20 protein-coding genes and 1 pseudogene are annotated in these 24,026 nt (G+C 69.0%); 10 read left to right on the forward strand and 11 right to left on the reverse strand.

Going from position 1 to position 24,026, the window contains the following annotated elements:
- Nucleotides 1-47 precede the first annotated feature (47 nt).
- Complete coding sequence (locus tag WS49_RS05890) at nt 48-1,565, forward strand: CoA-acylating methylmalonate-semialdehyde dehydrogenase (protein ID WP_059525323.1); 1,518 nt, start codon at nt 48-50, stop codon at nt 1,563-1,565.
- Between the two features lie 132 nt (nt 1,566-1,697).
- Here WS49_RS05890 and WS49_RS05895 read toward each other — a convergent pair whose 3' ends face one another.
- The 3 genes from WS49_RS05895 to WS49_RS05905 form a co-directional block, all read right to left on the reverse strand.
- Nucleotides 1,698-2,072 (reverse strand): COG4315 family predicted lipoprotein, encoded by a 375-nt coding sequence (locus WS49_RS05895; RefSeq protein ID WP_059468071.1) that lies wholly within the window; start codon nt 2,070-2,072, stop codon nt 1,698-1,700.
- 341 nt (nt 2,073-2,413) lie between these two features.
- A complete protein-coding gene (locus tag WS49_RS05900) occupies nt 2,414-3,346 on the reverse strand; it encodes an AEC family transporter (RefSeq protein ID WP_059525708.1) in 933 nt (310 codons plus the stop codon).
- Between the two features lie 164 nt (nt 3,347-3,510).
- Nucleotides 3,511-4,395, reverse strand: a complete 885-nt coding sequence (locus WS49_RS05905) for a LysR substrate-binding domain-containing protein (protein WP_059525325.1) — start codon at nt 4,393-4,395, stop codon at nt 3,511-3,513.
- A gap of 355 nt (nt 4,396-4,750) precedes the next feature.
- Between WS49_RS05905 and WS49_RS05915 the strand changes: the two genes are divergently transcribed.
- Nucleotides 4,751-5,128 (forward strand): nuclear transport factor 2 family protein, encoded by a 378-nt coding sequence (locus WS49_RS05915; RefSeq protein ID WP_059525329.1) that lies wholly within the window; start codon nt 4,751-4,753, stop codon nt 5,126-5,128.
- Nucleotides 5,129-5,149: 21 nt separating this feature from the next.
- Here WS49_RS05915 and WS49_RS05920 read toward each other — a convergent pair whose 3' ends face one another.
- Nucleotides 5,150-6,088: an AraC family transcriptional regulator gene (locus WS49_RS05920; RefSeq protein WP_059525331.1), complete on the reverse strand. Its 939-nt coding sequence runs from the start codon at nt 6,086-6,088 to the stop codon at nt 5,150-5,152.
- Nucleotides 6,089-6,175: 87 nt separating this feature from the next.
- Between WS49_RS05920 and WS49_RS05925 the strand changes: the two genes are divergently transcribed.
- Nucleotides 6,176-7,615 carry a cytochrome P450 gene (locus WS49_RS05925; protein ID WP_059525710.1) on the forward strand — a complete coding sequence of 480 codons (1,440 nt, stop codon included), beginning with the start codon at nt 6,176-6,178 and terminating at the stop codon, nt 7,613-7,615.
- A 16-nt stretch (nt 7,616-7,631) separates the two neighbouring features.
- Here the strand turns inward: WS49_RS05925 and WS49_RS05930 are convergent, their stop codons facing one another.
- A complete protein-coding gene (locus WS49_RS05930; protein WP_059525333.1) occupies nt 7,632-8,432 on the reverse strand; it encodes a helix-turn-helix transcriptional regulator in 801 nt (266 codons plus the stop codon).
- A gap of 132 nt (nt 8,433-8,564) precedes the next feature.
- Between WS49_RS05930 and WS49_RS05935 the strand changes: the two genes are divergently transcribed.
- On the forward strand, nt 8,565-9,971 hold the full coding sequence (locus tag WS49_RS05935; RefSeq protein WP_059525334.1) for an APC family permease: 1,407 nt from the start codon (nt 8,565-8,567) through the stop codon (nt 9,969-9,971).
- A 43-nt stretch (nt 9,972-10,014) separates the two neighbouring features.
- Entirely contained in the window at nt 10,015-11,124 is a 1,110-nt protein-coding gene (locus WS49_RS05940) for a DmpA family aminopeptidase (RefSeq protein WP_059525336.1), read from the forward strand.
- Between the two features lie 138 nt (nt 11,125-11,262).
- On the opposite strand, the gene WS49_RS05945 is transcribed toward WS49_RS05940, so the two are convergent.
- Complete coding sequence (locus tag WS49_RS05945) at nt 11,263-11,475, reverse strand: hypothetical protein (RefSeq protein WP_059525339.1); 213 nt, start codon at nt 11,473-11,475, stop codon at nt 11,263-11,265.
- Nucleotides 11,476-11,632: 157 nt separating this feature from the next.
- Complete coding sequence (locus tag WS49_RS05950; RefSeq protein WP_059525341.1) at nt 11,633-13,816, reverse strand: FUSC family protein; 2,184 nt, start codon at nt 13,814-13,816, stop codon at nt 11,633-11,635.
- A gap of 191 nt (nt 13,817-14,007) precedes the next feature.
- Here WS49_RS05950 and WS49_RS05955 point away from each other — a divergent pair, with 191 nt between their 5' ends.
- Entirely contained in the window at nt 14,008-14,955 is a 948-nt protein-coding gene (locus WS49_RS05955; RefSeq protein WP_059525343.1) for a LysR family transcriptional regulator, read from the forward strand.
- 153 nt (nt 14,956-15,108) lie between these two features.
- Here the strand turns inward: WS49_RS05955 and WS49_RS05960 are convergent, their stop codons facing one another.
- The gene (locus tag WS49_RS05960) at nt 15,109-15,411 is read right to left on the reverse strand and encodes a DUF4148 domain-containing protein (protein WP_059525344.1); all 303 of its coding nucleotides are present in this window, start codon (nt 15,409-15,411) and stop codon (nt 15,109-15,111) included.
- Nucleotides 15,412-15,634: 223 nt separating this feature from the next.
- Entirely contained in the window at nt 15,635-16,777 is a 1,143-nt protein-coding gene (locus WS49_RS05965; RefSeq protein ID WP_059525347.1) for a porin, read from the reverse strand.
- 309 nt (nt 16,778-17,086) lie between these two features.
- On the opposite strand from WS49_RS05965, the gene WS49_RS05970 reads away from it, so the two are divergent.
- The 4 genes and pseudogenes from WS49_RS05970 to WS49_RS05985 all read left to right on the forward strand — a co-directional run.
- Complete coding sequence (locus tag WS49_RS05970) at nt 17,087-17,551, forward strand: VOC family protein (protein WP_059525349.1); 465 nt, start codon at nt 17,087-17,089, stop codon at nt 17,549-17,551.
- 73 nt (nt 17,552-17,624) lie between these two features.
- Nucleotides 17,625-18,866, forward strand: a complete 1,242-nt coding sequence (gene codA, locus WS49_RS05975) for a cytosine deaminase (protein WP_059525351.1) — start codon at nt 17,625-17,627, stop codon at nt 18,864-18,866.
- Nucleotides 18,867-19,044: 178 nt separating this feature from the next.
- Nucleotides 19,045-20,379, forward strand: a complete 1,335-nt coding sequence (locus WS49_RS05980) for a chloride channel protein (protein WP_059525353.1) — start codon at nt 19,045-19,047, stop codon at nt 20,377-20,379.
- Between the two features lie 43 nt (nt 20,380-20,422).
- Nucleotides 20,423-20,593, forward strand: a pseudogene (locus WS49_RS05985) (SAM-dependent methyltransferase); the annotation flags it as partial.
- Between the two features lie 24 nt (nt 20,594-20,617).
- Here the strand turns inward: WS49_RS05985 and WS49_RS05990 are convergent.
- Both WS49_RS05990 and WS49_RS05995 read right to left on the reverse strand, forming a co-directional pair.
- The gene (locus tag WS49_RS05990) at nt 20,618-22,036 is read right to left on the reverse strand and encodes a cytochrome-c peroxidase (RefSeq protein ID WP_059525357.1); all 1,419 of its coding nucleotides are present in this window, start codon (nt 22,034-22,036) and stop codon (nt 20,618-20,620) included.
- 101 nt (nt 22,037-22,137) lie between these two features.
- Nucleotides 22,138-23,811, reverse strand: coding sequence for a phospholipase C (locus WS49_RS05995; RefSeq protein ID WP_059525359.1), 1,674 nt, complete (start codon nt 23,809-23,811; stop codon nt 22,138-22,140).
- Nucleotides 23,812-24,026: the final 215 nt, after the last annotated feature.

Below are 24,026 nucleotides of genomic sequence, written 5' to 3' on the forward strand. Positions count from 1 at the left end.
CGGCCCGTGCCGCGCGACAACCGAATTCACGAGACAGAGCCAGAAACATGAAACACGACAGCAATGTGACCTCCACCGTCGGCCATCTGATCGACGGCAAGCGCGTCGACGGCGGCAGCCGCGTCCAGCCGGTGTTCGACCCGGCCACCGGCGAATCGCACAAGAGCGTCGCGCTCGCCGACAAGCTGACCGTCGAAGCCGCGATCGCGTCCGCGCAGGCCGCGTTCCCGGCGTGGCGCAGCACGCCGCCGCTGAAGCGCGCGCGCGTGATGAGCCGCTTCAAGACGCTGCTCGAGGAGCATGCGGACGAGCTGTGCGCGCTGATCACCGCCGAGCACGGCAAGGTGCTCGCCGACGCGATGGGCGAATTGCAGCGCGGCATCGAGAACGTCGAATACGCGACCTACGTGCCCGAGTTGCTGAAGGGCGAGCACAGCAAGAACGTCGGCCCCGCGATCGATTCGTGGAGCGAATTCCAGGCGCTCGGCGTCGCGGCCGGCATCACGCCGTTCAACTTCCCGGTGATGGTGCCGCTGTGGATGTGGCCGATGGCCGTCGCGTGCGGCAACACGTTCGTGCTGAAGCCGTCGGAGCGCACGCCGTCGTCGACGCTGCGCATGGCCGAGCTGGCGCTCGAGGCCGGCCTGCCGCCGGGCGTGCTGAACGTCGTGAACGGCGACAAGGAAGCGGTCGACACGATCCTGACCGACCCGCGCGTGAAGGCGGTGAGCTTCGTCGGCTCGACGCCGATCGCCGAATACATCTACGCGACCGGCTGCGCGCACGGCAAGCGCGTGCAGGCGCTCGGCGGCGCGAAGAACTTCGCGGTCGTGATGCCCGACGCCGACATCGGCAACGCGGTGAACGCGCTGATGGGCGCCGCGTACGGCTCGTGCGGCGAGCGCTGCATGGCGATTCCGCTGGTCGTCGCGATCGGCGACGAAACGGGCGACAAGGTGATCGACGGCCTGAAGGCCGAGATCGCGAAGATGAAGGTCGGCCCGGGCAACGGTGCGGGCGTCGACATGGGCCCGCTCGTCACGAAGCAGCATTTCGAGAAGGTGACGGGCTTCGTTGACGCGGGCGTGGAAGCGGGCGCGACGCTCGTCGTCGACGGCCGCGGCGTGAAGGTCGACGGCCACGACGGCGGCTACTACCTCGGCCCGTGCCTGTTCGACAACGTGAAGCCCGGCATGCCGGTCTATCAGCACGAGATCTTCGGGCCGGTGCTCGGCGTGATCCGGCTGAAGTCGCTCGACGAGGCGATGGCGCTGATCGACGCGCACGAATACGGCAACGGCACGTGCCTGTTCACGCGCGACGGCGAAGCGGCGCGCTACTTCAGCGACAACATCCAGATCGGCATGGTCGGCATCAACGTGCCGCTGCCGGTGCCCGTCGCGTACCACTCGTTCGGCGGCTGGAAGCGCTCGCTGTTCGGCGACCTGCACGCGTACGGCCCCGATGCGGTGCGCTTCTACACGAAGCGCAAGACGATCACGCAGCGCTGGCCGTCGGCCGGCGTGCGCGAAGGGACGGTGTTCAGCTTCCCGTCGAACCGCTGACGCGCGATCCGGCCGCGACGTGACGCCATGCGGCCGGCGTAAAGACGCACAGGCCCGCCCCGGTCGACGACCGGGGCGGGCCTTTTCACACTTGCGGCGGCCGTGCCGACACTGAAGACGGGGAAGGCACGCTTACGGCGCGACGACGTGCCACATGTTCTTGAAGTTGTCGCCGTTGCGGTCGCCCTGTTTCATGTCCTTCGCGAAGAAATACAGCGGCTTGCCCTTGTAGGCCCATTGCGGGCTGCCGTCGTCGCGCTTGACGATCGTGTAGGGGCCGACCGGGACGTCGGTCGCGCTGGCCTTGTAAGGCGGCCAGATCGATTCGCATTGGCCCGTGCAGGCGCTGGTGCCGGCGTTGGGCTTGTCCTTGTCGAATGCGTAAACGGTCATGCCGTTCGCCGCGACGAGCGCGCCGTTTTCGACCTTGGTGATCGAGCCTTGAGCCGAGGCCGAAACGGACGCCATGGCGAGCACGGCGGAGCTGACGAGCAGCACGGCTTTCATGATTACCTCCTTGTGGTCCGGTGGGCGGCGCAGCCGCACGCATGGCCGGGCGTGCGCGCGACTGCGGGGAATGGTGCCGGAACGCGGCGCCGTGGCCGCCGGTGCGAGCGACGTGAAGTCGAATGGCGGAGGCACGGACCCGCTTCATTCACCATAGGCGGTTTTTGGCGGGGCTGCGAGAAGAACGGGGGGCGCATCGGCGATGCGTGTGTCTCGCGCAACGACGCGGCGGTTGCGCGCATGCGGCGGGATTCGGCATCCGTCCCCGAACCTTTGCGGGTCGAACGGGCCCCGGCGGCGCGCTTTCACGACGGATAGCGACGCGCCGCGATGCCGGGCCGTCAGCGAAACACCGGCGCCGACGCGAGCGCCGTCAGCACGGCCGGCATCGCAAGCGCGGCGGCGATCGTCTGGAACGCGGTGATGCCGGCCATCAGCGGCGCGTCGCCGCCGAGCTGGCGGGCCATGATGTACGACGAGGACGACGTCGGCAGCGCCTGGAACAGCAGCGCGATGGTCAGCGCGGCATCGCCAAGCCCGAACAGGCGGCCGGCCGCGAGCGTGGCGAGCGGCATCGCCATGAACTTGAACGCCGACGCGATGCACATCGGCTGCATCCACTCGCGCGCCGCGTCGAACTTCAGCGCCGCGCCCACGCACAGCAGGCCGAGCGGCATCGAGGCGGCGCCGAGCGCGCGCACGGCCGGTTCGACGGCGGCCGGAAACGCGATGCCGGCGACCTGCATCGCGATCCCCAGCGCGCACCCGACGACCAGCGGATTCGACAGGATCTGGCGCACGAGCGCCCACGCGCCGAGCCGCGTGTCCCCGTAGCGCGCGAACACCAGCACGCACATCAGGTTCACGGTCGGCACGATCGCCGCGACGCACACGGCCGCGAGCGCGATTCCGTGCGCGCCGAAGAGTCCGGCGGCGAGTGCGGTGCCGACATAGTTGTTGAAGCGCACCGCGCCCTGGAACACCGATGTGAACCCGGCGCCGTCGACCGAAACGAAGCGGCGGACCAGCAGCAGAAGCGCCGCGACGAGCACGGTCGAACCGACCAGCGCCGCCGCGAGCGGCAAGACGGGCAGTGCCTGCAGCCGCGCGTTCGCGAGGCCGTTCGCGAACAGCGCGGGCAGCAGCACGTAGTAGCAGAGCCGCTCGGCGTGCGGCCAGAACGCATCGCCGATGAAGCCCGTGCGCCGGAGGCCATGGCCGAGCGCGACCAGCAGCGCGACCGGCGCGAGCGCGAGCAGGATCGGGCCGATCATCGACGCGCCTTCAGGCGACACGGGCCGGACGGCAGGCGCGAGGAGCGGCGGAACGAAGCGGGAATCCATCCGGCGGGCAACATGGCGGCACGCAATCGAAAGAGTGACGATGCCCCCAAGTTAACACGCGGATGCAGCAGGAATAATGGTTAATTATCGGGCGTTCAATGAGAAATTCTCATCGATGACGCGGTGACTTCGGCGGCCAGCGCACGCGCGAAACGCTCGGCCGGCCGTGACTGATGTTCGAGCAGCACGACCTCGCGGCCCATCTGCGGCTGGCCGAACGGCAAGCGCGTGACGGGCGGCAGCCGCGCGAGCGTCGAGTCGGGGAGCGCGACGATCGCCGCGCCAAGCCCGCGCGCGACCATCCGCGCGATCGTCTCCGCGCTGTCGAGCACCATCTCCTCGCGTACGCGCACGCCGATGCGGCGCAACTCGGCGGCGATCATCCGGCCGGCCCACGCCTGCGCGTCGAAGCGGATGAACGGCAACGCCTCGAGCAGCGTGCCCGCGTCGCGCTCCGCATACTGCGGCGGCGCGAGCAGCCAGAAGCGGTCTTCGTACAGCGTGGTCCACGTCAGCTCCGCCGGATGCGGGCGCACGGGGCGCGTCGTGATCGCGGCGTCGAGTTCGCCGGCCGCGACGCGGTTCGCCAGTTCGGCCGACATGCCGGCCGATACGTGCACGCGCAACGACGGGTGCGCGGCGCGCAGCGCGAGCAGCGCGTCGGGCAGCGGGCCGGACAGCGCGGTCTGGATCGCGCCGATCCGCAGGCGGCCGACGAGCTTTTTTTCGTCGCTGAGTGCATCGGGAATCCGGTCGACCATCGCGAGCACCTGCTCGGCCTGCGCGACGAGAATGTTGCCGGCTTCGGTGAGTACCGGCTGGCGGCGCGAACGGTCGAACAACCGGACGTTGTATTCGCTTTCGAGCGTCTTGATCTGCAGGCTCACGGCCGATTGCGTGAGCCCGATCGCTTCGCCGGCGCGCGCGAAGGTGCGGTATCGGGCGATCGCGACCAGCGTTCGGAATGCGCGTAGTGACATGGACTCGGTGAGGTGGGCGGCCGGGGCCGGCACGCGGATTGCTCGGTGATGCCGGAGGCGGCGCATGGGCGGCAAGCCGATCGCGGCGCCGACGACCGCCGAAGCCGGCGGCCGCGGCCGGCACGCTGGCGGACATCATGCCCGTGCGTGCGGAAACGGGCAACCGCGGCATCGGCGCGCGCAGGCGCTCGCGCCGATCGCCCGGTGCGGATTTTCGCGAATGGCATCGAGCCGGGCGTGCGCGCAACGCTGACTGCGGGGGCGGTCGTGGCCGTGCCGCCCGCAAGCGTTTGATCGATGCCTCGGGGCGACGCGGGCTGTCGCGTCGGCCCAGCCCTTCGCGGAGGTAACGACGATGACAGACGACCCCGGTGACGTTGCGCGCGCCAGCTATCGCGCGTACGTCGACAAGGACCGCGACGCGATCGAAGCGCTGATCGCACCGGACTTCCATTTCACGAGCCCGCTCGACAACCGGCTCGACCGCGACGCGTATCTGGCGCGCTGCTGGCCGAACAGCGCGATGCTCGCCGGTTTCGAGTTCGTCGACGTCGCCGTGCACGGCGAATACGTGTTCGTGGTGTACGAGGCCGACACGACCGCCGGCAGGCGGTTCCGGAATGCGGAGCGGTTGCGTGTCCGCGATGGCCGGATCGTCGAGGCCGAGGTGTATTTCGGCTGGTACGTGCCGCACCAGGCGCCCGAGGGCGGGTTCATCGAATCGGGCGGCTGACGCGTGATGGGCCGCGCCCCGTCACACCCAGAGGCGGTACATCCAGAACGATTCGTCCTCGGCGAAGCGTCGTACGAACTCGGTCGGCGAGAAGCCCGTGATGCGCCGCGTCGCGCGGCTCAGGTGTGCCTGGTCGGCGAATCCCTCGTCCAGCGCGAGCGCGGCCCAGTCGACCGGCTGCCCGGCGTCCTGCCGGTCGCGCGCGGCGAAGAACACGCCTTCGGTGCGCACCAGCGTTTGCCAGTCGCGCAACGAGCGACCGCTGTACGACTTGATGCGCCGTTCGACTTGACGCGGGCTGTGGGTGTACCGCCATTCGCGCGCTTTCGACGCGAGACGCCCGACCCAGCTGCGCCCCGCATCGCGCAGCGACGACAGCGGCGACACGCTGCCGCGCAGCGCATGCCAGCGCGGCGCGAGGTGGTGGTCGAGCGCGGCCAGCGCGTCGTCGTCGTGTTCGGCATCGGCGAGCGCATCGAGCAGCGGCCGCCAGCTGTCGTCGAGACATGCATGCGCGTCGACGAACGTGTCGTGGATCGCCGGCAACGCGACGCCGAACAGCGCGCGTGCCGCATCGGCATGCAGGCAGACGATGCCGCCTTGTCCGCTCGTCGGCGCCCAGCTCGCGACCGGCATCGACTGGCTGCCCGACAGCGTCGCCGATGCGCCGAACGGCCGCCATACGGGCCCGTCGCCGGTGCGCCGGACGAGCCCGACGTCGAGGCCGCGATACCACGACAGGCAGACGAGCGGCGACGCGGGGAAATGCGTGAGCCGCTGCGCGTCGCTCAACGTGAAGCCGCGCGTGTCGCGCGTGATGATCGCGACGACCGCGCCTTGCAGCGCAGCCGGCGGCTGATACAGCCGGGTGGGCGGCGACCGGCCGTCGAACAGCACGCGCGGCGCACGCGCGAGCGGATCGGGACACGGCGGCAATGTCGGAGACGGACCGAAGGGCATGACGCCGGAGTATAGGGACCGGCGCCGCACGTGTCGATGTCGTTTGCGTTCAAGACCGGCGGCGCATCGATCCGGACAATCCGGCGCATGAACACACGATCCTCTTCCCGATGCCCGTTTCATGCGGACGCCGCCGATGCGGCGCCCGCGCTTCACCCGCCCGGCGTATGGCCGCCGGGGCCGCGTGCCGGCCTGACGGGGTGGCGGTTGCTGCGCGCGATGTCGCGCGACCTGCCCGGCGCGCTCGCGGGCTGGCAGCGCGCGCATGGCGACGTCGTGCACCTGCGCATGTGGCCCGAACATGCGGTGGTCGTGACCGATCCGGCGCTCGTGCGCGCGTTGCTGGTCACGCATCACGATGCGTTCGTGCGCTGGGAGCGCGGCATCCGCGTGTTCTCGCAGGTTCACGGGCACAGCGTGCTGATTGCCGAGGGCGACGCATGGCGCGACAAGCGCCACGCGCTGCAGCCGAACTTCATGCCGAAACCGGTGCAGGCCTTCGTGCCGTCGATCGCCGCGACGGCCGGTCATGCGCTCGCGCAGTGGCCCGCGCACGACGCGCACTGGCCGATCGAAAGTGCACTGACGTCGCTTGCGATGGACGTGATCATGCGCACGATGTTCTCGAATGCGATCGGCGCGGACGCGCGCGTGGCCGAGGCCGCCGTGCGCACGGTCAGCGCGGCCGCGAACGCCGAGTTCTACCAGCCGGCCAGCGCGCCGGACTGGATGCCGTGGAAGCGCGGCAAGGCGAGGGCGCTGGCGGTGCTGAACGGATTGATCGACCGCCAACTGCATGCGCGTCTCGACATGCCGGAGCACGGCTGGCCGGACGATCTGCTGTCGCGCCTGTTGCGGCTGCACCGCGCCGACGTGCGCGCCTGGCCGCTGCAAGCCGTGCACGACGAGTGCATGACGACCTTCCTGGCCGGTCACGAGACGGCCGCGGCCACGCTGACCTGGTGGGCGTGGAACATGGCCGCGAATCCGGCCGCGCAGGCCGCCGCGCGCGACGAAGTCGTGCGCGTGCTGGGCGGCCGCGCGCCGACCGCCGACACGCGCGCAGCATTGCGCTATCTGACGCAGACGCTCGAGGAAACGATGCGCCTGTATCCGGCGGCACCGATCCTGATCAGCCGTCGCGCATCGCGGCCGGTCGCGCTGGGCGCATGGCAGTTTCCGGCGCGAACGCTGTTCATGCTGCCGATTCAGCTGATGCATCACGACGCGCGGTGGTTTCCGGAACCGCAGGCATTCCGGCCCGAGCGCTTCGCCGACGACGCGCCGGCGATTCCGCGCGGCGCGTACATGCCGTTCGGCACGGGGCCGCGCGTATGCCTCGGGCAGCATCTGGCGATGACGGAAATGACGGTGGTGGCGGCCATGATCCTGCAGCGCCATGAATTGTCCGTGCCGCCCGGCATGACGGCGCCGCGCGCGACGCTGAACGTGACGCTGCGGCCCGGGCGCGCGCTGCACCTGGCGATCGCGCCGACACGGCGGGCGGCGGCGGTCGGCCCGTCGTGACGCGGCGGCGTTGCGCTCAGCCCGCCGCATCCTCCCCCAACGCCTGAATGAACCGCGAAAACAGCTCCGGCTGCGACGAAATCCCGAGCTTCGCGTAAAGATGGCGCCGATGCACCTTCACCGTCTCGGGTGAAATCGCCAGCCGTTCCGCGATCGCCTTCGACGAATTGCCGCGCAGCACCATTCTTGCGATCGACATCTCGCGATCGGTCAGCACGCCCGCGCCGAAGCGCGCGAGCGCCTGCTCGACGCGCGCGCCGAGATCGTCGTCGGGCGTCGCGCGCGCGGCATCGCCCACCAGCCGCCAGTGCTGCCGGATCGTCGCGAGCACCCACGGCATCGCGGCCGTCAGCTTGCCGAGCGGCTCGACGTCGAAGCGCGCCGACGCGCCGAGCGACAACGACAGCAGCAAGTCGGGGGTCGGTCGCAGCAGGATCTGGATTTCGTCGTCGCCGACCGCATCGCGGAAGTAGCTCAGGAAATACTCGCTTTGCCGGAACAGGTCGGGCGCGACTTCCTCGAGCCGGTAGCAGCCGTCGGCGAGCCCGTCGTGCGCGGCCTGCAGGAACGGGTCGAGCAGATATAACCCATTGAGGTAAAGCGGCACCGGCGACGCGCTGTCGGAGCCGCCCGTGTCGTATTCGTCGAGCACGAGCGGCACGCCGTCGCGGCCGATCGCGGTCGCGAGCGCGTTGTCGAACGGCACCATTTCGTTGAGCAGCAGCACCAGGAAGCGCCAGAAGCGCGGCTGGCCCAGATGATCGATCGCGCGGCCAAGCGCCTGGTGCATCGCGATTTCGGAGAAGAGTCGATCCATACCACCACCGAAGGGTGTAACACGAAGGGGGAATAGCGGTCCTGAATTTGGCTTCCTAGACTGCCACGCAATCAATCGGGCCCGAGTATGGGTGTTCAAAAAAGTGCAGGGTAGGAGCAACAGGAGAACGAAATGGCGATGATGTCGGAATCGACGGGCACGCTGCAAGCGACGCCTGCCACGGAAGACGCGCCGCGCGCGCTGTCGCAGACGCTCAGCGTGCGCGACGCGGTGATGATCACCGTGTCGGGCGTGACGCCCGCAAGCTCGATCTTCGTGATCGCGCCGTTCGCGATCCAGCAGGCCGGCAGCGGCGCGGTGCTGTCGTTCCTGCTCGGCGGCGTGCTCGCGCTCGCGTTCGCGCTCTGCTACGCGGAGCTCAGTGCCGCGCATCGCAGCGCAGGCGGCGAATACGTGATGGCCAAGCGCGTGTTCGGCACGCTGCCCGGCTACCTGACGTTCATCACGGTGCTGTCCGTCAGCGTGTTCATCCCGGCCGTGCTCGCGAGCGGCGCCGCGCCGTACCTGAACAACGCGCTCGGCACGCACTTCGGCAACCAGTCGGTCGCGCTCACGATCGTCCTGCTCAGTTACGTGCTCGGGATGCTGAACATCAAGACGAATGCGTGGATCACGGGCGCGTTCCTCGTCGTCGAGATCGGCGTGCTGATGCTGATCGCGGCGTTGGGCTTCGGCTCCCCGCATCGCGGCGCCGACGCGCTGATCGCGCCGGTCGTCGCGAGCGGCAATGCGCTGGTGCCGGCCACGCTCGCGGCGATCGTGCCCGCGATCGGCACGGCGATCTTCTGCTACAACGGCTTCGGCTCCGCCGCGTACCTCGCGGAAGACCTGCGCGGCGGCAACCGCAACGTCGCGAAGGCGGTGATTTATTCGCTGCTGGTGATCCTCGTCGTCGAGCTGATTCCGCTCACCGCGATCGTGCTCGGCGCGCCGTCGCTGACGGAGCTGACGAAGAGCGCCGACCCGATCGGCTATGTCGTGCGGTCGCTGAGCAACCCGGCGGTGTCGCGCGTGGTCAGCGGCGGGATCTTCCTGTCGGTGTTCAACGCGATCATCGCGATCGTGATCACGATGGGGCGCCTGCTTTACAGCAGCGGGCGGCATGCGCTCTGGTCGCGCACCTGCAACCGCGCGTTCTCGACGATCCATCCGCGCTTCGAGTCGCCGTGGCTCGCGACGCTCGCGCTGGCGGTGCCGTCGTCGGGGCTGGTGTTCGTGTCGAGCCTCGACGAGCTGACCGCGTTCACGGTCGACCTGCTGCTGCTGATCTACCTCGTCGTCGGGCTGGCCGCGCTGGCGAGCCGCCTCGTGCGGCGCGACGTCGAGCATCACTACCGGATGCCGCTGTGGCCCGTGACGCCGCTCGTCGCGGTCGCGGGCGCCGCGTACACGCTCTACACGACACTGGCGACGGCGACCAAGCCGACCGACCTGATCATCATCGGCGGGCTGCTGGTGGCCGCGCTCGTCATGTATGCGGTCTGGGCGCGCCACAGCGATGCGTTCCGCTCGCTCTGACCATATCGAACACCGAACCATCGAAAGACGGAGGAATTGCATCATGCGCACGAGGGATCTCGGCATCCGCATCGGACTCGGCACGCCGGGCCGCTTCAACGCGATCACGGACGTACCGGGCGTGCGGGTCGGACATTGCACGCTGAACGTGGAGAACGGCGCTGCGTCGATCCGCACCGGCGTCACAGTCATCGAGCCGCGCGCGGGCGCCGCGCACGATTCGCCGTGCTTCGCGGGCGTCCATGTGCTGAACGGCAACGGCGACGCGACCGGGCTCGAATGGATCCGCGAAGCCGGCCTGCTGACGACCCCGATCGCCTATACGAACACGCACAGCGTCGGCGCGGTGCGCGATGCGCTGGTCGCGAACGAGCGCGAAGCGGCGGCCGGCCGCGTGTACTGGTGCATGCCGGTCGTAATGGAAACCTACGACGGCCTGCTCAACGACATCTGGGGGCAGCACGTGAGCGCCGCGCACGTGCAGCGCGCGCTGGCCGCCGCGCGGTCGGGGCCGGTCGCCGAAGGCGGCGTGGGCGGCGGCACCGGGATGATCTGCCACGAGTTCAAGGGCGGCATCGGCACCGCGTCGCGCGTGGTCGCGGCCGACGCGGGCGGCTGGACCGTCGGCGCGCTCGTGCAGGCGAACTACGGCGTGCGCGAGATGCTGCGCGTGGCCGGTTATCCGGTCGGCGAGGTGTTGCGGCACGTGCATTCGCCTTTTCGCGCGCCCGATGCACAAGGCGAGGCCGGGATGGGTTCGATCGTCGTCACGATCGCGACCGACGCGCCGCTGCTGCCGCATCAGTGCACGCGCCTCGCGCAGCGGGCGAGCGTCGGGCTGGCCCGCGTCGGCGGCGGCACCGAGGATTCGAGCGGCGACATCTTCCTGGCGTTCGCGACGGGCAACGACGGGCTGCCGGCCGCGAACTACGGCAGCAAGGGCGTGCCGACGACGGCCGTGAAGATGGTGAACAACGACCACATCTCCGCGCTGTTCGTCGCGGCGGCGGAAGCGGTGGAGGAAGCGATCGTGAATGCGCTCGTCGCGGGGAACGACGTCGAATCGCGCGGCGCGCGGGTCGAAGGGCTGGGGCAGGCGCGTTTGCTGGATGCGTTGCGCGAAGTGGGGTGGCGGCCGGGGCGCGGCGCCTGAAACGGCATGCGCCGCTTCAATCGAAGCGGCGTGGCGGACAGTGTCGTTGCGGCGATCGGCCGGCGCGTCGTGCGCGCGCGCATGCGATGCGTGCGATGCGTGCGCGGCGGGCCTGGCCGTGGCGACGCGGCGTCATGCTCAGCTGCCGAAGTAGACGTTGCAGAAGCTGACGGGGCCGACGCATGCGTTCGGGTCTTCCTGCTTCGATTGCGCACGATCGACGCGGCCCGCGGCCTGGACGGCTTCGGCGCGATTCGCCGGTTGCTGCGCGGCGTCGACCGGCGCGGGCTGGGCATGCGCGACGGCGGCGGTGAGCGACAGGGCAACGAGGGCGAGGTGCAGCGGCTTCATTTGGGTTTCTCCTGGGTCAGTGCCAGTCTCGCTGGCAGTGAGGAAACTATAGGCTCGCACTGCTTAGAGATTAATCACCGCAGGTGCAGAGCTTATTTCCAATCGGAACAAGGATGACGTTGCGCGCGCATCGATCGCCGCCGATCGCCGTCGACGGTCAGTGACGATGGCGATTGAACGGTGCGTCCTTGTCCAGCAGCGCGCTGCGGATGAAGTGCAGGCAGCCGACGATGCGCTGCATGCGGCGGCGTTCGTCGGCCACCGCGTACCACGCGTGCAGCGTGTGCTGGGCGGCGCGGATCGCCAGATTCACCGATTTCAGCGTGCGCGCATGGTGGCCCGTCGTCGGATCGTCGAAGAAGCGCGGCAGCTCGCGCAGCACCGCATCGATCGATGCGGTCCAGTGCAGCGTCTGCGGCGGTTTCGATTCGCAGAATCCGTGCAGCTCGTCGCGCAGGTCGATCACCGCATGGCCGACCTCGAGCGTCGACAGCATCCAGCGCAGCGCGTCGCGATGCTGCCGCGTGCGCTTGACGAGCAGCGTGCGCAACTGCGCCATCAGGTCGTGCGTGCTCGACTGGAAGCGTGCGGCGAGGCCGTCGCGCGTGCCGTCGCATGCGAGCGTGACCTGGCGGCGCAGGTCGTGCGCGATGCGCGACGTGAGCCACGGCATGTGGGTCGGAAACACCACGGCGAACACGATCGAGCACGCGAGCATCGCGACGACGATGGCGAAACCGTTGTTGATCAGCACCTCGGGCGTATACGCGATCGCGTTGTCGGGGCCGGCGAGCAGGCAGAAGAACACCGCGAAGCCGATCCCGTAGCCGGACAGGCCCGGACGCATCGCGAGAAACGCGCCGAGGCCGAGCACCGGCGCGAGCGCCGCGCACAGCAGCGGAAAGCCGTCGATGTTCGGATAGACGTAGCACAGGAACACATAGCCGACGGCCGTCGCGAACGCCGCGCCGACGCCCATCTGCGCGACGAACTTCGGCGCACGCGGCGACGTCGAGCTCAGCGCGCACGCGATCGCGGTGGCGATGACGGCGAGCGAGCCGCTCGGCCATTCGGACGCGATCCAGAACGCGCTCATCGCGCCGACGGCGACGAGCGTGCGCAGGAACGTGAAGCCGACGAAGAACGCATTGGTTTTCACCGCGTAGTGCGTGACCGAGCGTTCGAACGCGTGATCGTCGCGATCGAGCGACGCGTTGGTGTCGGCATAGCCGAGATACTCGCCGATGAAGCGATACATCAGCTCGATCGCGGTGTCGAAGTCGAGCAGGCCGCCGGCCGCGTGATCCTCGATCTCGCGGCGCGACGCGCGCGCGGCCTTCGGCAGCGCGCCGTGAAAGCGGCGCAGTTCGAGCAGCGCGCCGGTGGTCGACGCGATCCCGCGCCGCCGCTCGTCGCGCAACGCGGTCACCCGCTGCGCGAGCGCATCGATGTGCGGCGCGAGCGCGTCGAGCACCGCGTCGGACCGGTTCGCGCGCAAGCGTTTGACGAGCTGGTGCAGCGCATGCAGGCGCGTGCATGCATTCATGAACTCGCTGTTCAGGCGCGCGAGCCGGCGGCTGCGCGCGCGTATGTGCGGATCCTCGAACGACGCGAACGCGCGGTTGGCCTCGAAGCCGACGATCTCGTCGACGAAATCGGCGAAGCGCCGCTCGAAATCGCCGCGTGCGAGATCGCCCGACAGCGCGCCGGCCGCGAATGCCGCGAACTTCACATGACGGGCGGTCAGCGAGCGCATCAGCGCCTTCGCGGAGCTGAGGGGAAGAATCAACGCGCTGACCGCGCCGGAGCACGCGATGCCGAGCGCGACTTCCGCGGCGCGCGTGAGCGCGGACTGGAACAGCGTCTGCGGCGTCATCACCGCGGGCAGGCCGATCAGCGCGGCCGTGTAGCCGGCGAGCACGAACCCGTACCAGCGGAAATGGCGGTTGCGGACCGCGAGCGCGATGCAGCCGCCGATCCACAGCGTGATGCCGGCCATGTACAGCTCCGGCTGCTGCGCGAACAGCCCGCCGAGCGCGAGCGCGCCGACGAGGCCGGCCGCGGTGCCGAGCACGCGGTAGAAACTCTTCGCGAACACCATCCCCGACAGCGGCTGCATCAGCACGAACACGGTCGTCATCGCCGTGCGCGGCTGCGACATCTCGAGCCGCATCGCGATCCCCATCGCGAGCAGCGCGGCGAGCACCGTTTTGGCGAGATGCAGCCAGATCAGGCCGTCGCTCGCGGCCCAGTCGCGCGCGGCGCCGCCGAGCGGATCGAGCCAGGTTCTCCATCGTGCCGGTTCGATGGAAGGTCGCTCGATCGCAGGTTGTGGCTTCATGAAGAAAGAGGGGGCGCGTGCGGTGTCGCGGCGCGTCCGGACGGGTCCATTCGACTGATGAGGCGCCGATTGTAGGAGTGCGGCGCGCGGGCATTAACGCAGCTGCAGGGAAACGATAGTTGCAGGGCGCGTAACAATCTGTCGCATCCGCTGGAGGAAAATAGCGGCTCCGCTACAGGTGGCTCACAGGAATGGATACCCTACAAAACATGCGGGTGTTTACGCGCGTCGTCGAGACGGGCAGTTTCACCGCGGCCGCGCAATCGCTGAATTCGACGACGGGCGCGATGTCGCGCGCGGTGTCGGAACTCGAGGCGCGCCTGCGCACCCGTCTGATGAATCGCTCGACGCGCCGCCTCGCGCTGACGTCGGCCGGCGAAAGTTATCTGCGGCGCTGCCGCCAGATCCTCGCCGACGTCGATCGCGCCGAGGAAGAGGCGAGCTGCGCGCACGAGCGGCCGGCCGGCGTGCTGCGCATGCACAGCTTCGCGAGCGTCGGCCATCACTACGTGATGCCCGCGCTCACGCGCTATCACACGCAATATCCGGACGTATCGATCGAGCTGTCGCTGTCGCAGCGCATGCCCGACCTGTTCGACGGCACGAGCGACATGGCGGTCGTGACCGCGTCGTCGCTGCCCGATTCGGAGCTCGTATCGCATCTGCTCGGTTCGACCTTCAGCATCCTGTGCGCGTCGCCGGAGTATGTGAAGCGTCATGGCACGCCGGCGCGGCCGCAGGATCTCGGCGCGCATGCGTGCCTGACGCTCTGCACGCCGGCGTTTCCGACCCACGAATGGGTGCTCGAAGGCGCCGAGGGCGTCGAGCAGATCCATGTCGCGGGGCCGGTGCAGACCAACACGGCGGAATCGCTCGCGCTCGCGATTCGCGACGGCATCGGGATCGGCATGCTGCCGCTGTACGCGGCGATCGACGCGTTGCAGGAGGGCACGCTCGTGCGTGTGCTGCCCGGTCACATCCTGCAGAAAATGAACGTGTATGCGCTGTATCCGTCGCGCCGCTTCGTCGACGCGAAGGTGCGCACCTGGGTCGAGATGCTGCGTGCGCAGGTGCCGGGAATGATCGCGCACGACGTCGAGATGCTGAACGCGATCGAGCGGGAACCGCAGGCCGCCTGAGGGCGAATACGCCGAATACGCGACTACGTAAAGAGATGACCGCGTGCCCGACGGCACGCGGTCCGGCCGCATCCGTCGTCACGGACCGGTTCACGCGAACTCCGCCGCGCCCGCAGGACACGTGTCATGTGGGCGCGACGTGGCGTCATGCATTCAGAGCGCGGGCTTGACGGCCACGCCCGATTCGGTTGCGCCCGCACCGGCCGGGCCATATGCGGCATGCGCGGCCTTGTGTTCGGCGAGCCGTTTTGCCGCCAGGCGTTCCTGCGCGGCCATGATGTCGTCCGGATAGTTGCCGGCGTCGCCGAGCGACGGGTTGTAGCCGACCGATTCGAGGTCGTAGAGCTCCTGCAGCACCTGCGCGCGCGTGACGGGCGACTTGGCGGACTGAGCGAACGACAGGGCCGGTGCGGCAAGCAGGACGGCAGCGGCGGCGGTAACGACGAGCGATTTCACGATGTTCTCCTGTAGGCGGGGTGTGAGGCCGGTCCGGCGATCGATGTGTGATCCGAACCATCGATGCCAGTCTATGCAGCGCACGCGGGCGCAAAAACCCCGATTCCAGGCAAGCAGATTTCCAGATGGAACAACATTGACGCATGTCGCCCGCGTTGCACGAACCCGTCCGTCAAGACAGGTTCGCGGCAGGCGGGCGACGTGCGGTCCTGCGGCGCCGAACTCAGAAGCGCGTGCGCATGCCGATCGTGCCGACGATCTGGTTCGCGGTGCTCGATGCGCCGCCCGACGTGTTGATGAACGCCTGGTAGCCGCGGCCCGACGCGTGCTGATACATCGCTTCCGCGTACAGATCGGTGCGGCGCGACAGCTTGTACACCGCCTGCAGGTCGACCTGGTGCCACTTCGGATCGGTGCCGTGCTTGCTGTCCGGGTTCGACACGCTGGCGTCCGTGTACACGTATGCGGCGCCGAGGCTGATGGCCGGCGTCACCGCGTAGCGCACGTTCACGTCGTAGTTGTTGAACGCGACCTGGCCGGTGGAACCGAACGAGCCCGAGTTGTCGTACTGCGAACGCGTATAGACGAAGCCGACCGTCGCCGGACCGAACACGTAGCTGACGCCGCCGCCGTAGCTGCGCATGCGGTCCGCGCCCACCGACCAGCCGCCCTGGCTCACGCTCTTCGCTTCGGCCACGTCCGTCGCGCCCGGGCTCGCGCTCGTCGAGCCCTTCGTGCCGTTCATCTGCAGGTAAGCGCCGGCCAGCTTCAGCGGGCCGTTCGTGTAGCTCGCCGCGACGCTGTACGCACGGTTGCCGGCGAAGTTCGTCGAGTTCGAGAAGCCGTACAGCGCGCCGACCTTGAAGCCCGCGATCGTGTCGCTCGTGTACTTCACCGCGTTGTTGATGCGCACCGAGTGGTTCAGGTTGTCGTTGTCGAACGGGTGCGCGAAGCCGGCATCGCCGAAGTCGCCGGACGTCGCGGACAGCGGCGCGACGAAGTCGACCATCGTGTCGTACTGGCGGCCGAGCGTCAGCGTGCCGTAGCCGCTGCTGGTCAGGCCGACGTACGCGTGGCGGCCGAACAGCTTGCCGTCCTGGCCGAGCGCGCCGTTGTTGACGTTGAAGCCGTTCTCGAGGACGAACAGCGCCTTCACGCCGCCGCCGAGATCTTCCGTGCCGCGCAGGCCGAAGCGGCTGCCGTTGACGGTGCCGCTGGTCATGCGCCACAGAGATGCGCCGCCCGCGTTGTTCGTGTACGCGATGCCGGCATCGATCAGGCCATACAGCGTGACCGAGCTCTGTGCATGCGCGAGCGGGGCGAACAGCGCGGTGGCGGCTGCGGCGGCAATCAGGGTTTTGTTCATGTAACTGCTCCTGCGTGTGGGACGAGTGACCAAAGTTCGGCGCCAGTGTAGGGGCGGGGTCGCGCGATTGCGGCCGCCGGCGCGCGAGCGCACCGTTGCGAGTTGCGCAAGAGTGCGTCACACGGCGTTCACAAATCGATGCGGAGGCCGGATGGCGTGAGTTTTCGTCGACGCCGCGACGCGAGATGCGGGCCAGCGGCGTTCGCCGTGTCGCGCATTGACAACACGTGCGTCATCGGTCCGGGAGTTGATTGCCGCGCCGCGCGCGTGGAGAATGGGCGGACCCATGCCGAGATCCGGAGACATCCGATGACCACGCCTCGCCGTCCGTCGTTCAGTTCCGCGCTGTGCTACCGCAACCCGAAAGCCGCGCTGGCATGGCTCGAACGCGCATTCGGCTTCGAGCGCTCGATCGTCGTCACCACGCCGGAAGGCGACATCGCGCATGCCGAAATGAAGTTCGGCGACGGTCTCGTCATGATCGGCGGCGCATGGGCCGACTTCATCGCGTCGCCGGAAGACATCGGCGATCGCAACACGCAGCACGTCCACGTGCACCTTCCCGACGACGCGGACATCGACGCGCACTGCGAGCGCGCGCGTGCGGCCGGCGCGGAGATCCTGCAGGCGCCGGCCGACCAGTTCTACGGCGATCGCATGTATCGCGCGCGCGATCCCGGCCGGCATGTGTGGACGTTCGGCAAGCACGTGCGCGACGTGACGAACGACGAGATGCGCGCGGCCACCGGCCTGACGATCGAGGATTTCAACTAAGCGCGGCACGCATCGCCGGAGCCGGTTTTCCCCACCACGCGGCGCGCTGGCGCCGCATGACGCCTGGACCCACATGAACCTCTTCAATGCACGCCTGCGCGGTCGCGACGGGCTGTTCACGATCGGCATCGACGGCGACAGGATCGCGCGGCTCGACGCGCAAGCCGCGCCGGTGGCCGCCGTCGGCGCCGGCGATGTCGATGCGGGCGGCCGGCTCGCGATTGCTCCGCTCGTCGAACCGCACATCCATCTCGACGCGGTGCTCACGGCCGGCGAGCCGGCCTGGAACATGAGCGGCACGCTGTTCGAGGGAATCGAGCGCTGGTCCGAGCGCAAGGCGACGATCACGCATGCGGACACGAAGACGCGCGCGCATGCGGCGATCGGCATGCTGCGCGATCACGGCATCCAGCACGTGCGCACCCATGTCGACGTCACCGATCCGACGCTGGCCGCGCTGAAGGCGATGCTCGAAGTGAAGGACGAGGCGCGCGGGCTGATCGACCTGCAGATCGTCGCGTTTCCGCAGGAAGGCATCGAGTCGTTCGACGGCGGCCGCGCGCTGATGGAGCAGGCGATCGAGCTGGGCGCGGACGTCGTCGGCGGCATTCCGCATTTCGAGAACACGCGCGAGCAGGGCGTCAGCTCGATCCGCTTCCTGATGGAACTGGCCGAGCGCACCGGCTGCCTCGTCGACGTGCACTGCGACGAGACCGACGATCCGCAGTCGCGCTTTCTGGAAGTGCTCGCGGAAGAAGCGCGCGTGCGCGGGATGGGCACGCGCGTGACGGCGAGCCACACGACCGCGATGGGTTCGTACGACAACGCGTATTGCTCGAAGCTGTTCCGGCTGCTCAAGCGCGCGGGCCTGAACTTCGTGTCGTGCCCGACCGAGAGCATCCATTTGCAGGGGCGCTTCGACACGTTTCCGAAGCGGCGGGGCGTCACGCGCGTCGCGGAACTCGACCGCGCGGGCCTGAACGTGTGTTTCGGACAGGATTCGATCAAGGATCCGTGGTATCCGCTCGGCAACGGCAACATCCTGCGCGTGCTCGACGCCGGGCTGCACATCTGCCACATGATGGGCTACCAGGACCTGCAGCGCTGCCTCGACTTCGTGACCGATCACGGCGCGACGACGATGCATCTCGGCGACGGCTACGGCATCGCGGTCGGACGGCCGGCGAATCTGGTCGTGCTCGACGCGGACAGCGACTACGAAGCCGTGCGCCGGCAGGCGAAGGCCACGCTGTCGGTGCGCCACGGGAAAGTGATCATGCGGCGGGAGCCGGAGCGCATCACGTATCCGGAGTAGTGCGATCGGGGTGGCGGCGGCGCGCACCGCCATGGGTCGCCGCCGCTCGGGCATTCGGAAAATGCATGAGTTGATCAGAAAAATACGTTTGTCTCATGAGAGGCCGAAGCCTACGATTCCGTCCTGACGGCGGCGTGCATGGTGCGCGCCGTTTTGTCGATTCTCGTTCGCCGACCTCATGCGCCTCGATCTCCCGTCCGCTCCCGCTTCGTCTTCGCCGTCGGCCAGCCCGTTCGCGCGGATGGCTGCCGTCACGGTCCTGACCGGCGTCGGCGCGGGTGTCGGCGCTATGCTGCTCGCGCTGCTGCTGCACGCGATCCAGCATGTGGCCTACGGCTACAGCCTGGCGCACGTCGTCGGGACCGAGAGCTTCCTCACGGGCGTGACCGGCGTCGAGCCGCTGCGCCGGCTCGCGGTGCTCGTCGTCTGCGGGCTCGTCGCGGGCGGCGGCTGGTGGGCGCTTTACCGGTTCGGCCAACCGCTCGTCAGCATCCGCCGGGCCGTTCGCGCCGCCGATCCGCGGATGCCGTTCGTCAGCACGACGGTGCATGCGCTGCTCCAGATCGTCACCGTCGCGCTCGGTTCGCCGCTCGGCCGCGAAGTCGCACCGCGCGAGATCGGCTCGCTGCTGGCCGGGCGGCTCGCGCATCGCGCGGGGCTCACGCCCGCCGATTGCCGGCTGATGGTCGCGTGCGGCGCGGGCGCCGGCCTCGCGGCCGTCTACAACGTGCCGCTCGGCGGTGCCGTGTTCGTGCTCGAAGTGCTGCTCGGCACGTTCGAACTGCGCGCGCTGGCGGTGGCCGTCGTCACGTCGGCGATCGCGGCGGCCGTCGCATGGATCGGGCTCGGCAACGAACATCAGTACACGGTGCCTGCGTTCGCGCTGAGCGCGCCGCTGGTCGCGTGGTCGATCGTCTGCGGGCCGCTGTTCGGTTTTGCCGCCTACGGCTTCGTGCGGCTCACGACTCGCGCGCGGGCGGATGCGCCGAAGGGTCGCCTGCTCCCCGTGATCGCGCTGGTCAACTTCGCGGTCATCGGCGTGCTCGCGATGTGGTTTCCGCAGCTGCTCGGCAATGGCAAGGGGCCGGCTTCGCTGGGCTTCGACGGCACGCTGACGATCGGCGTCGCGGCGACGCTGCTCGTGCTGAAGGTGCTGATCGAGGCGGGCAGCCTGCGCGCGGGGGCGGAGGGCGGGCTCCTGACGCCGGGACTCGCGAACGGTGCGCTGCTGGGCGTCGTGCTCGGCGGGGTGTGGAGTCTCGCGTGGCCGGGCGCGTCGATCGGCGGATGCGCGCTGATCGGCGCGACCGCGTTCCTTGCCGCGTCGATGCAGATGCCGATCACGGCCGTCGTGCTGCTGCTCGAGTTCACGCGTGTGAATCACGACAGCCTGGTGCCGATGCTGCTCGCCGTGGCCGGCTCGCTCGTTGCGTATCGATTCGCGCAGCAACTGGCGGAGCGGCGGATGGATGCCGCCGCAACCATCGGCACGCCGGCGACGGCGGCGCGGTAGCCGGCGCACGCCGTCCTTGCCGTTTCCCGGCTTCCGCGCAGGCGCCCGGCGCCGGCCGCTTGCCGACATCCTGAACGCGCTCGCCGACGCCGACTGGCGGCTCGACCGGTTCGTCGAACCGAAGCCGCTGCCGGCGATGAAGGCCGTGTCGGAGCGGCTCCATGCGGAGCTGTCGCTGGCTCCGGCGTTCCTCTGCATCCGCGCGCGCCGCTGACGACGCGCGGCGGCCCGCCGATGCTCAGCGTGCCGGCGCGTCGGTCAGCGTGCCGAGAAACGCTTCGATATCCTTGATGTCCTGCGCGGTCATCGCGGGCTTGTCACCGGGTTTGCGGTCGAACGGCGCATCGGTCACGTCGACGTTCGCGCGGTACTTCGGCGGAATGTCGTCGTATTCGTCGACCTTGCCGTCCGCGCCGCGCGAATAGAACTTTTGCGGCGAGATGCTGCGCTCGTTGTAGAACGCCATCACCTGGTCGAGCGTGTGGAACACGCCGTTGTGGAAGAACACGTGGCGCGTCGCCGCGTTGCGCAGCGTCGGCGTCAGGAACATCGCGCAGTACTGCGTCTGGTCCTTGAGATCCTCGCGGAACGGCCCGCACACACCGAGATCGTGGAACGCCGGGTTGCGGTTCTGCGCGAGCGCCATGTTGCGCGGCGCGCCGAGCGCTTCGTACTGGTAGTCGGTAAACATCGGCGGCAAGCCGTCCTTGCCGGGCTTCGACAAGTGGCAGCCCGCGCAATTCGCCTTGTCCGGATCGTTGAAGAGCCGCAGCCCGCGCAATTCGGCCTGAGTCAAGCGCGCACGGCCTTCGAGCCAGCGGTCGTACTTGCTGTCGTACGGATGAAACGACGGATCCTCGACCTGATAGCGCGCGATCGCGAACATCGCCTCCGACACCAGAAGCCGCGGGCTGGAGAACACGCGCGCGCCGAACAGCTGCTCGAACTGCGCGCGATGCGACGACTGCGCGAGTTTGCGCGCGACATCGTCGATGCCCGCATTCGCCATCTCGACCGGGTTCAGCAGCGGCCCGAACGCCTGCTGCTGCAGCGTATCGGCGCGGCCGTCCCAGAACATCCCGCCCTGCGGCACGAGCTGCGGCGCGGCCGACGCGCCGGCCACCTTTTGCGCCTTGACGACCCCGGCCGCCGATGCAGCCTGCTGCGCGACGCTCGGCGCGGCGTCGTTTTCGCCCGCATCGGGGCCGATGCTGAAGTTCGGCTGGCGATACAGATACATCAGCGACGGCGGCGGGCGGTAGCCCTGCTGTGTCATCGCGAGGCCGCCCGGCTGCACGTCGAGCCCGTTCGGCGGCCCGTACGCATGGTCGGGGCTGTGGCACGACGCGCACGACTGCTTGCCGGATGCCGACAGCGACGGATCGGCGAACAGCGCACGCCCGAGCTGCGCGACGGCAGAGAGCGGCTGCGCGGCCGGGCGCTGCAACACGACCGGATGCGGATTCGCGCCCGTCCAGTCGGCGACGACGTCGCCGATCGCCGCCGGCGTGCGGGCCGGAAACGCGATCGCGAATGCGCCGTAGCCGAGTACGGCCGCGCCGAGCGCGAACGCCGCGCGGCGCACCGCGCGGGCAGGGGAGCGCGGCGCGGCGGCGCCGGATGCGTCGGGAGACGGGAACGCGGGACGAGCGGTCATGCTGTCGGTCGAAAGTCGGGCGCCGCGTCACAGCGGCGCGTCAAACGGAAACGGCCGGCGCACGATGCGCCGGCCTGCTGCTGCCCGTTACGCGAGGCCGGTCAGATCGACGGCGCCGCGCTCAGCACGGTGCCTTGCGTCGGATCGAGATACAGCGGCGCCGTATTCGGCTTCGACGAGAAGTCGAACAGCCCGCGCAGGTCGCCTGCCGTCGCATCGAACGAACCGCCGCCGATGCGCTGGCCGCCGAGCCAGTTGTCCTCGATGAAGCGCACGACGGATGCCTGGTCGAGCATCGTGTGGTCGACGTAGTTCTGCTTCGCGTACGGCGAGATCACGACGAGCGGGATGCGCACACCCGGACCGCATCGGCCGTTCACCGTGCCGCCGTTCACGCCGGTGGTGCCGCCCGAGCCGCACACGCCGTTGCCGTTCAACTGGTCGATCGCGTCGGACGACGAATGCGTCGGCGCCGTGTATGCGTGGTCGTACCAGCCGTCCGAGTCGTCGTAGGTGACGATCACGGCCGTGTTCTGCCAGTCCGGCTGCTGTTGCAGGAAGTTGACGACCTTCGTCACGAACGCCTGCTCGTCGAGTGGATCCGAATAGCCCGCGTGCGCGTCCTGCGCGGCCGGTGCCTTCAGGAAGCTGACCGACGGGAAGTTGCCGGCCTTCACGGCCGCGAAGAAGTCGTCGCTGTCGTACTGGTGGTTCGCCGGTTCGGCCGTCTTGCCGTCGGCTTCGAAGCTCGAACCGATCGCCGCGACCGCGCTCGGCCGCGTGTGCTGCGGGTTGGCGGTCGACGCGTAGTACTGGAACCAGTTGTGGTGCGGGATGTAGTCGGCCGTCGCGGCGTTCACGGCGGTGGCGACGGTGCTGCGGCTACAGCCGGTCGTGCCGTTGCTGTTGGTCGTCGACAGGTTGAAGCCGCCCATGAAGCCGCCCCACGTGATCTTCGCGGCGTTCAGCAGGTCGCCGATGTTCTTGCCGCTCATCATCGCCTGGTCGGTCGTGCTCGAGCACACGTCGTAGCCGGGGTCGACGTCGTTGATCATCGTGAAGCCGCCCTGGCCGTCGTTGATGTAGTACGACGTGGCGGCGAGCGTCGACGGCTGCTTCGACGTCTTGACGATCTGCATCCCGTTGGTTTGGCCCGACACGACGTTCAGCGCGCCCGGCGTCGACGGGCCGTAGACCGTCGTATACGCGTTGTCGCTCATCGCGAAGCGCTGCGCGTAGTTCCACAGCGCGGTCACGGTGTTGCCGTCGAAGTAGCCCATCACCTGGCCCTTCGTGCCGAACGCGCCGGCGCCGCCGGACGAGCCCTTGCCCGTGTATTTCGGGAACAGGTCGGCGAGGCCGTTGTCCTCGGCCTGCTGCTCGGCCGTGTACGCGTGGTTCTGGTCGGCGGTCGCGGCTTGCGTGCGGTCGAGGCGGAACGGGTTCGCGGCATCGGTGCCGTTGGCCGTGTTCGTGAAGTTCGGGTTCGCGGTGAGCAGCGTGCCCGTCAGCCCGTTGACCGTCGGCGTGCCGGGCTTCGCGGTGAACGCCGGTTCGCCGGACGGGTTCGACGCGTTCGGGTAGGTGCCGAAGTAGTGGTCGAACGACACGTTCTCGCCGTAGATCACGACGACGTGCTTGATCGGCGTGGCGGTCTGCAGCGCATCCTGCGACGACACGGCGGGCGTCGACGAGGGATCGTCGCTGCCGCCGCAGGCGAACAGCGCAAGCGCCGCGCCGGCGCACGCGGTGACGAGCAAGGCTTGACGGAACATCGGGAAACTCCAGGTAGGTTTTCGATGGTGGAGCGCGGCCTCGTTGCCGTGTCGGTTCGGCGCGGAGCTCGCGATAGAGCACCGGCATTGGAACAGTTCGGTATGAAGATATGGGGGCGGAGCGGTTTCGCGCCGGTTGCGCCGCGGTATCGGTTTCATTACGGCGCGACGCGGCGCGAAAGAAAGCGGAAAGGGACGGAGCGGATGCAACCCGG

Source organism: Burkholderia sp. RF7-non_BP4 (genome assembly GCF_001521935.1).
GTDB classification, from domain to species: domain Bacteria; phylum Pseudomonadota; class Gammaproteobacteria; order Burkholderiales; family Burkholderiaceae; genus Burkholderia; species Burkholderia diffusa.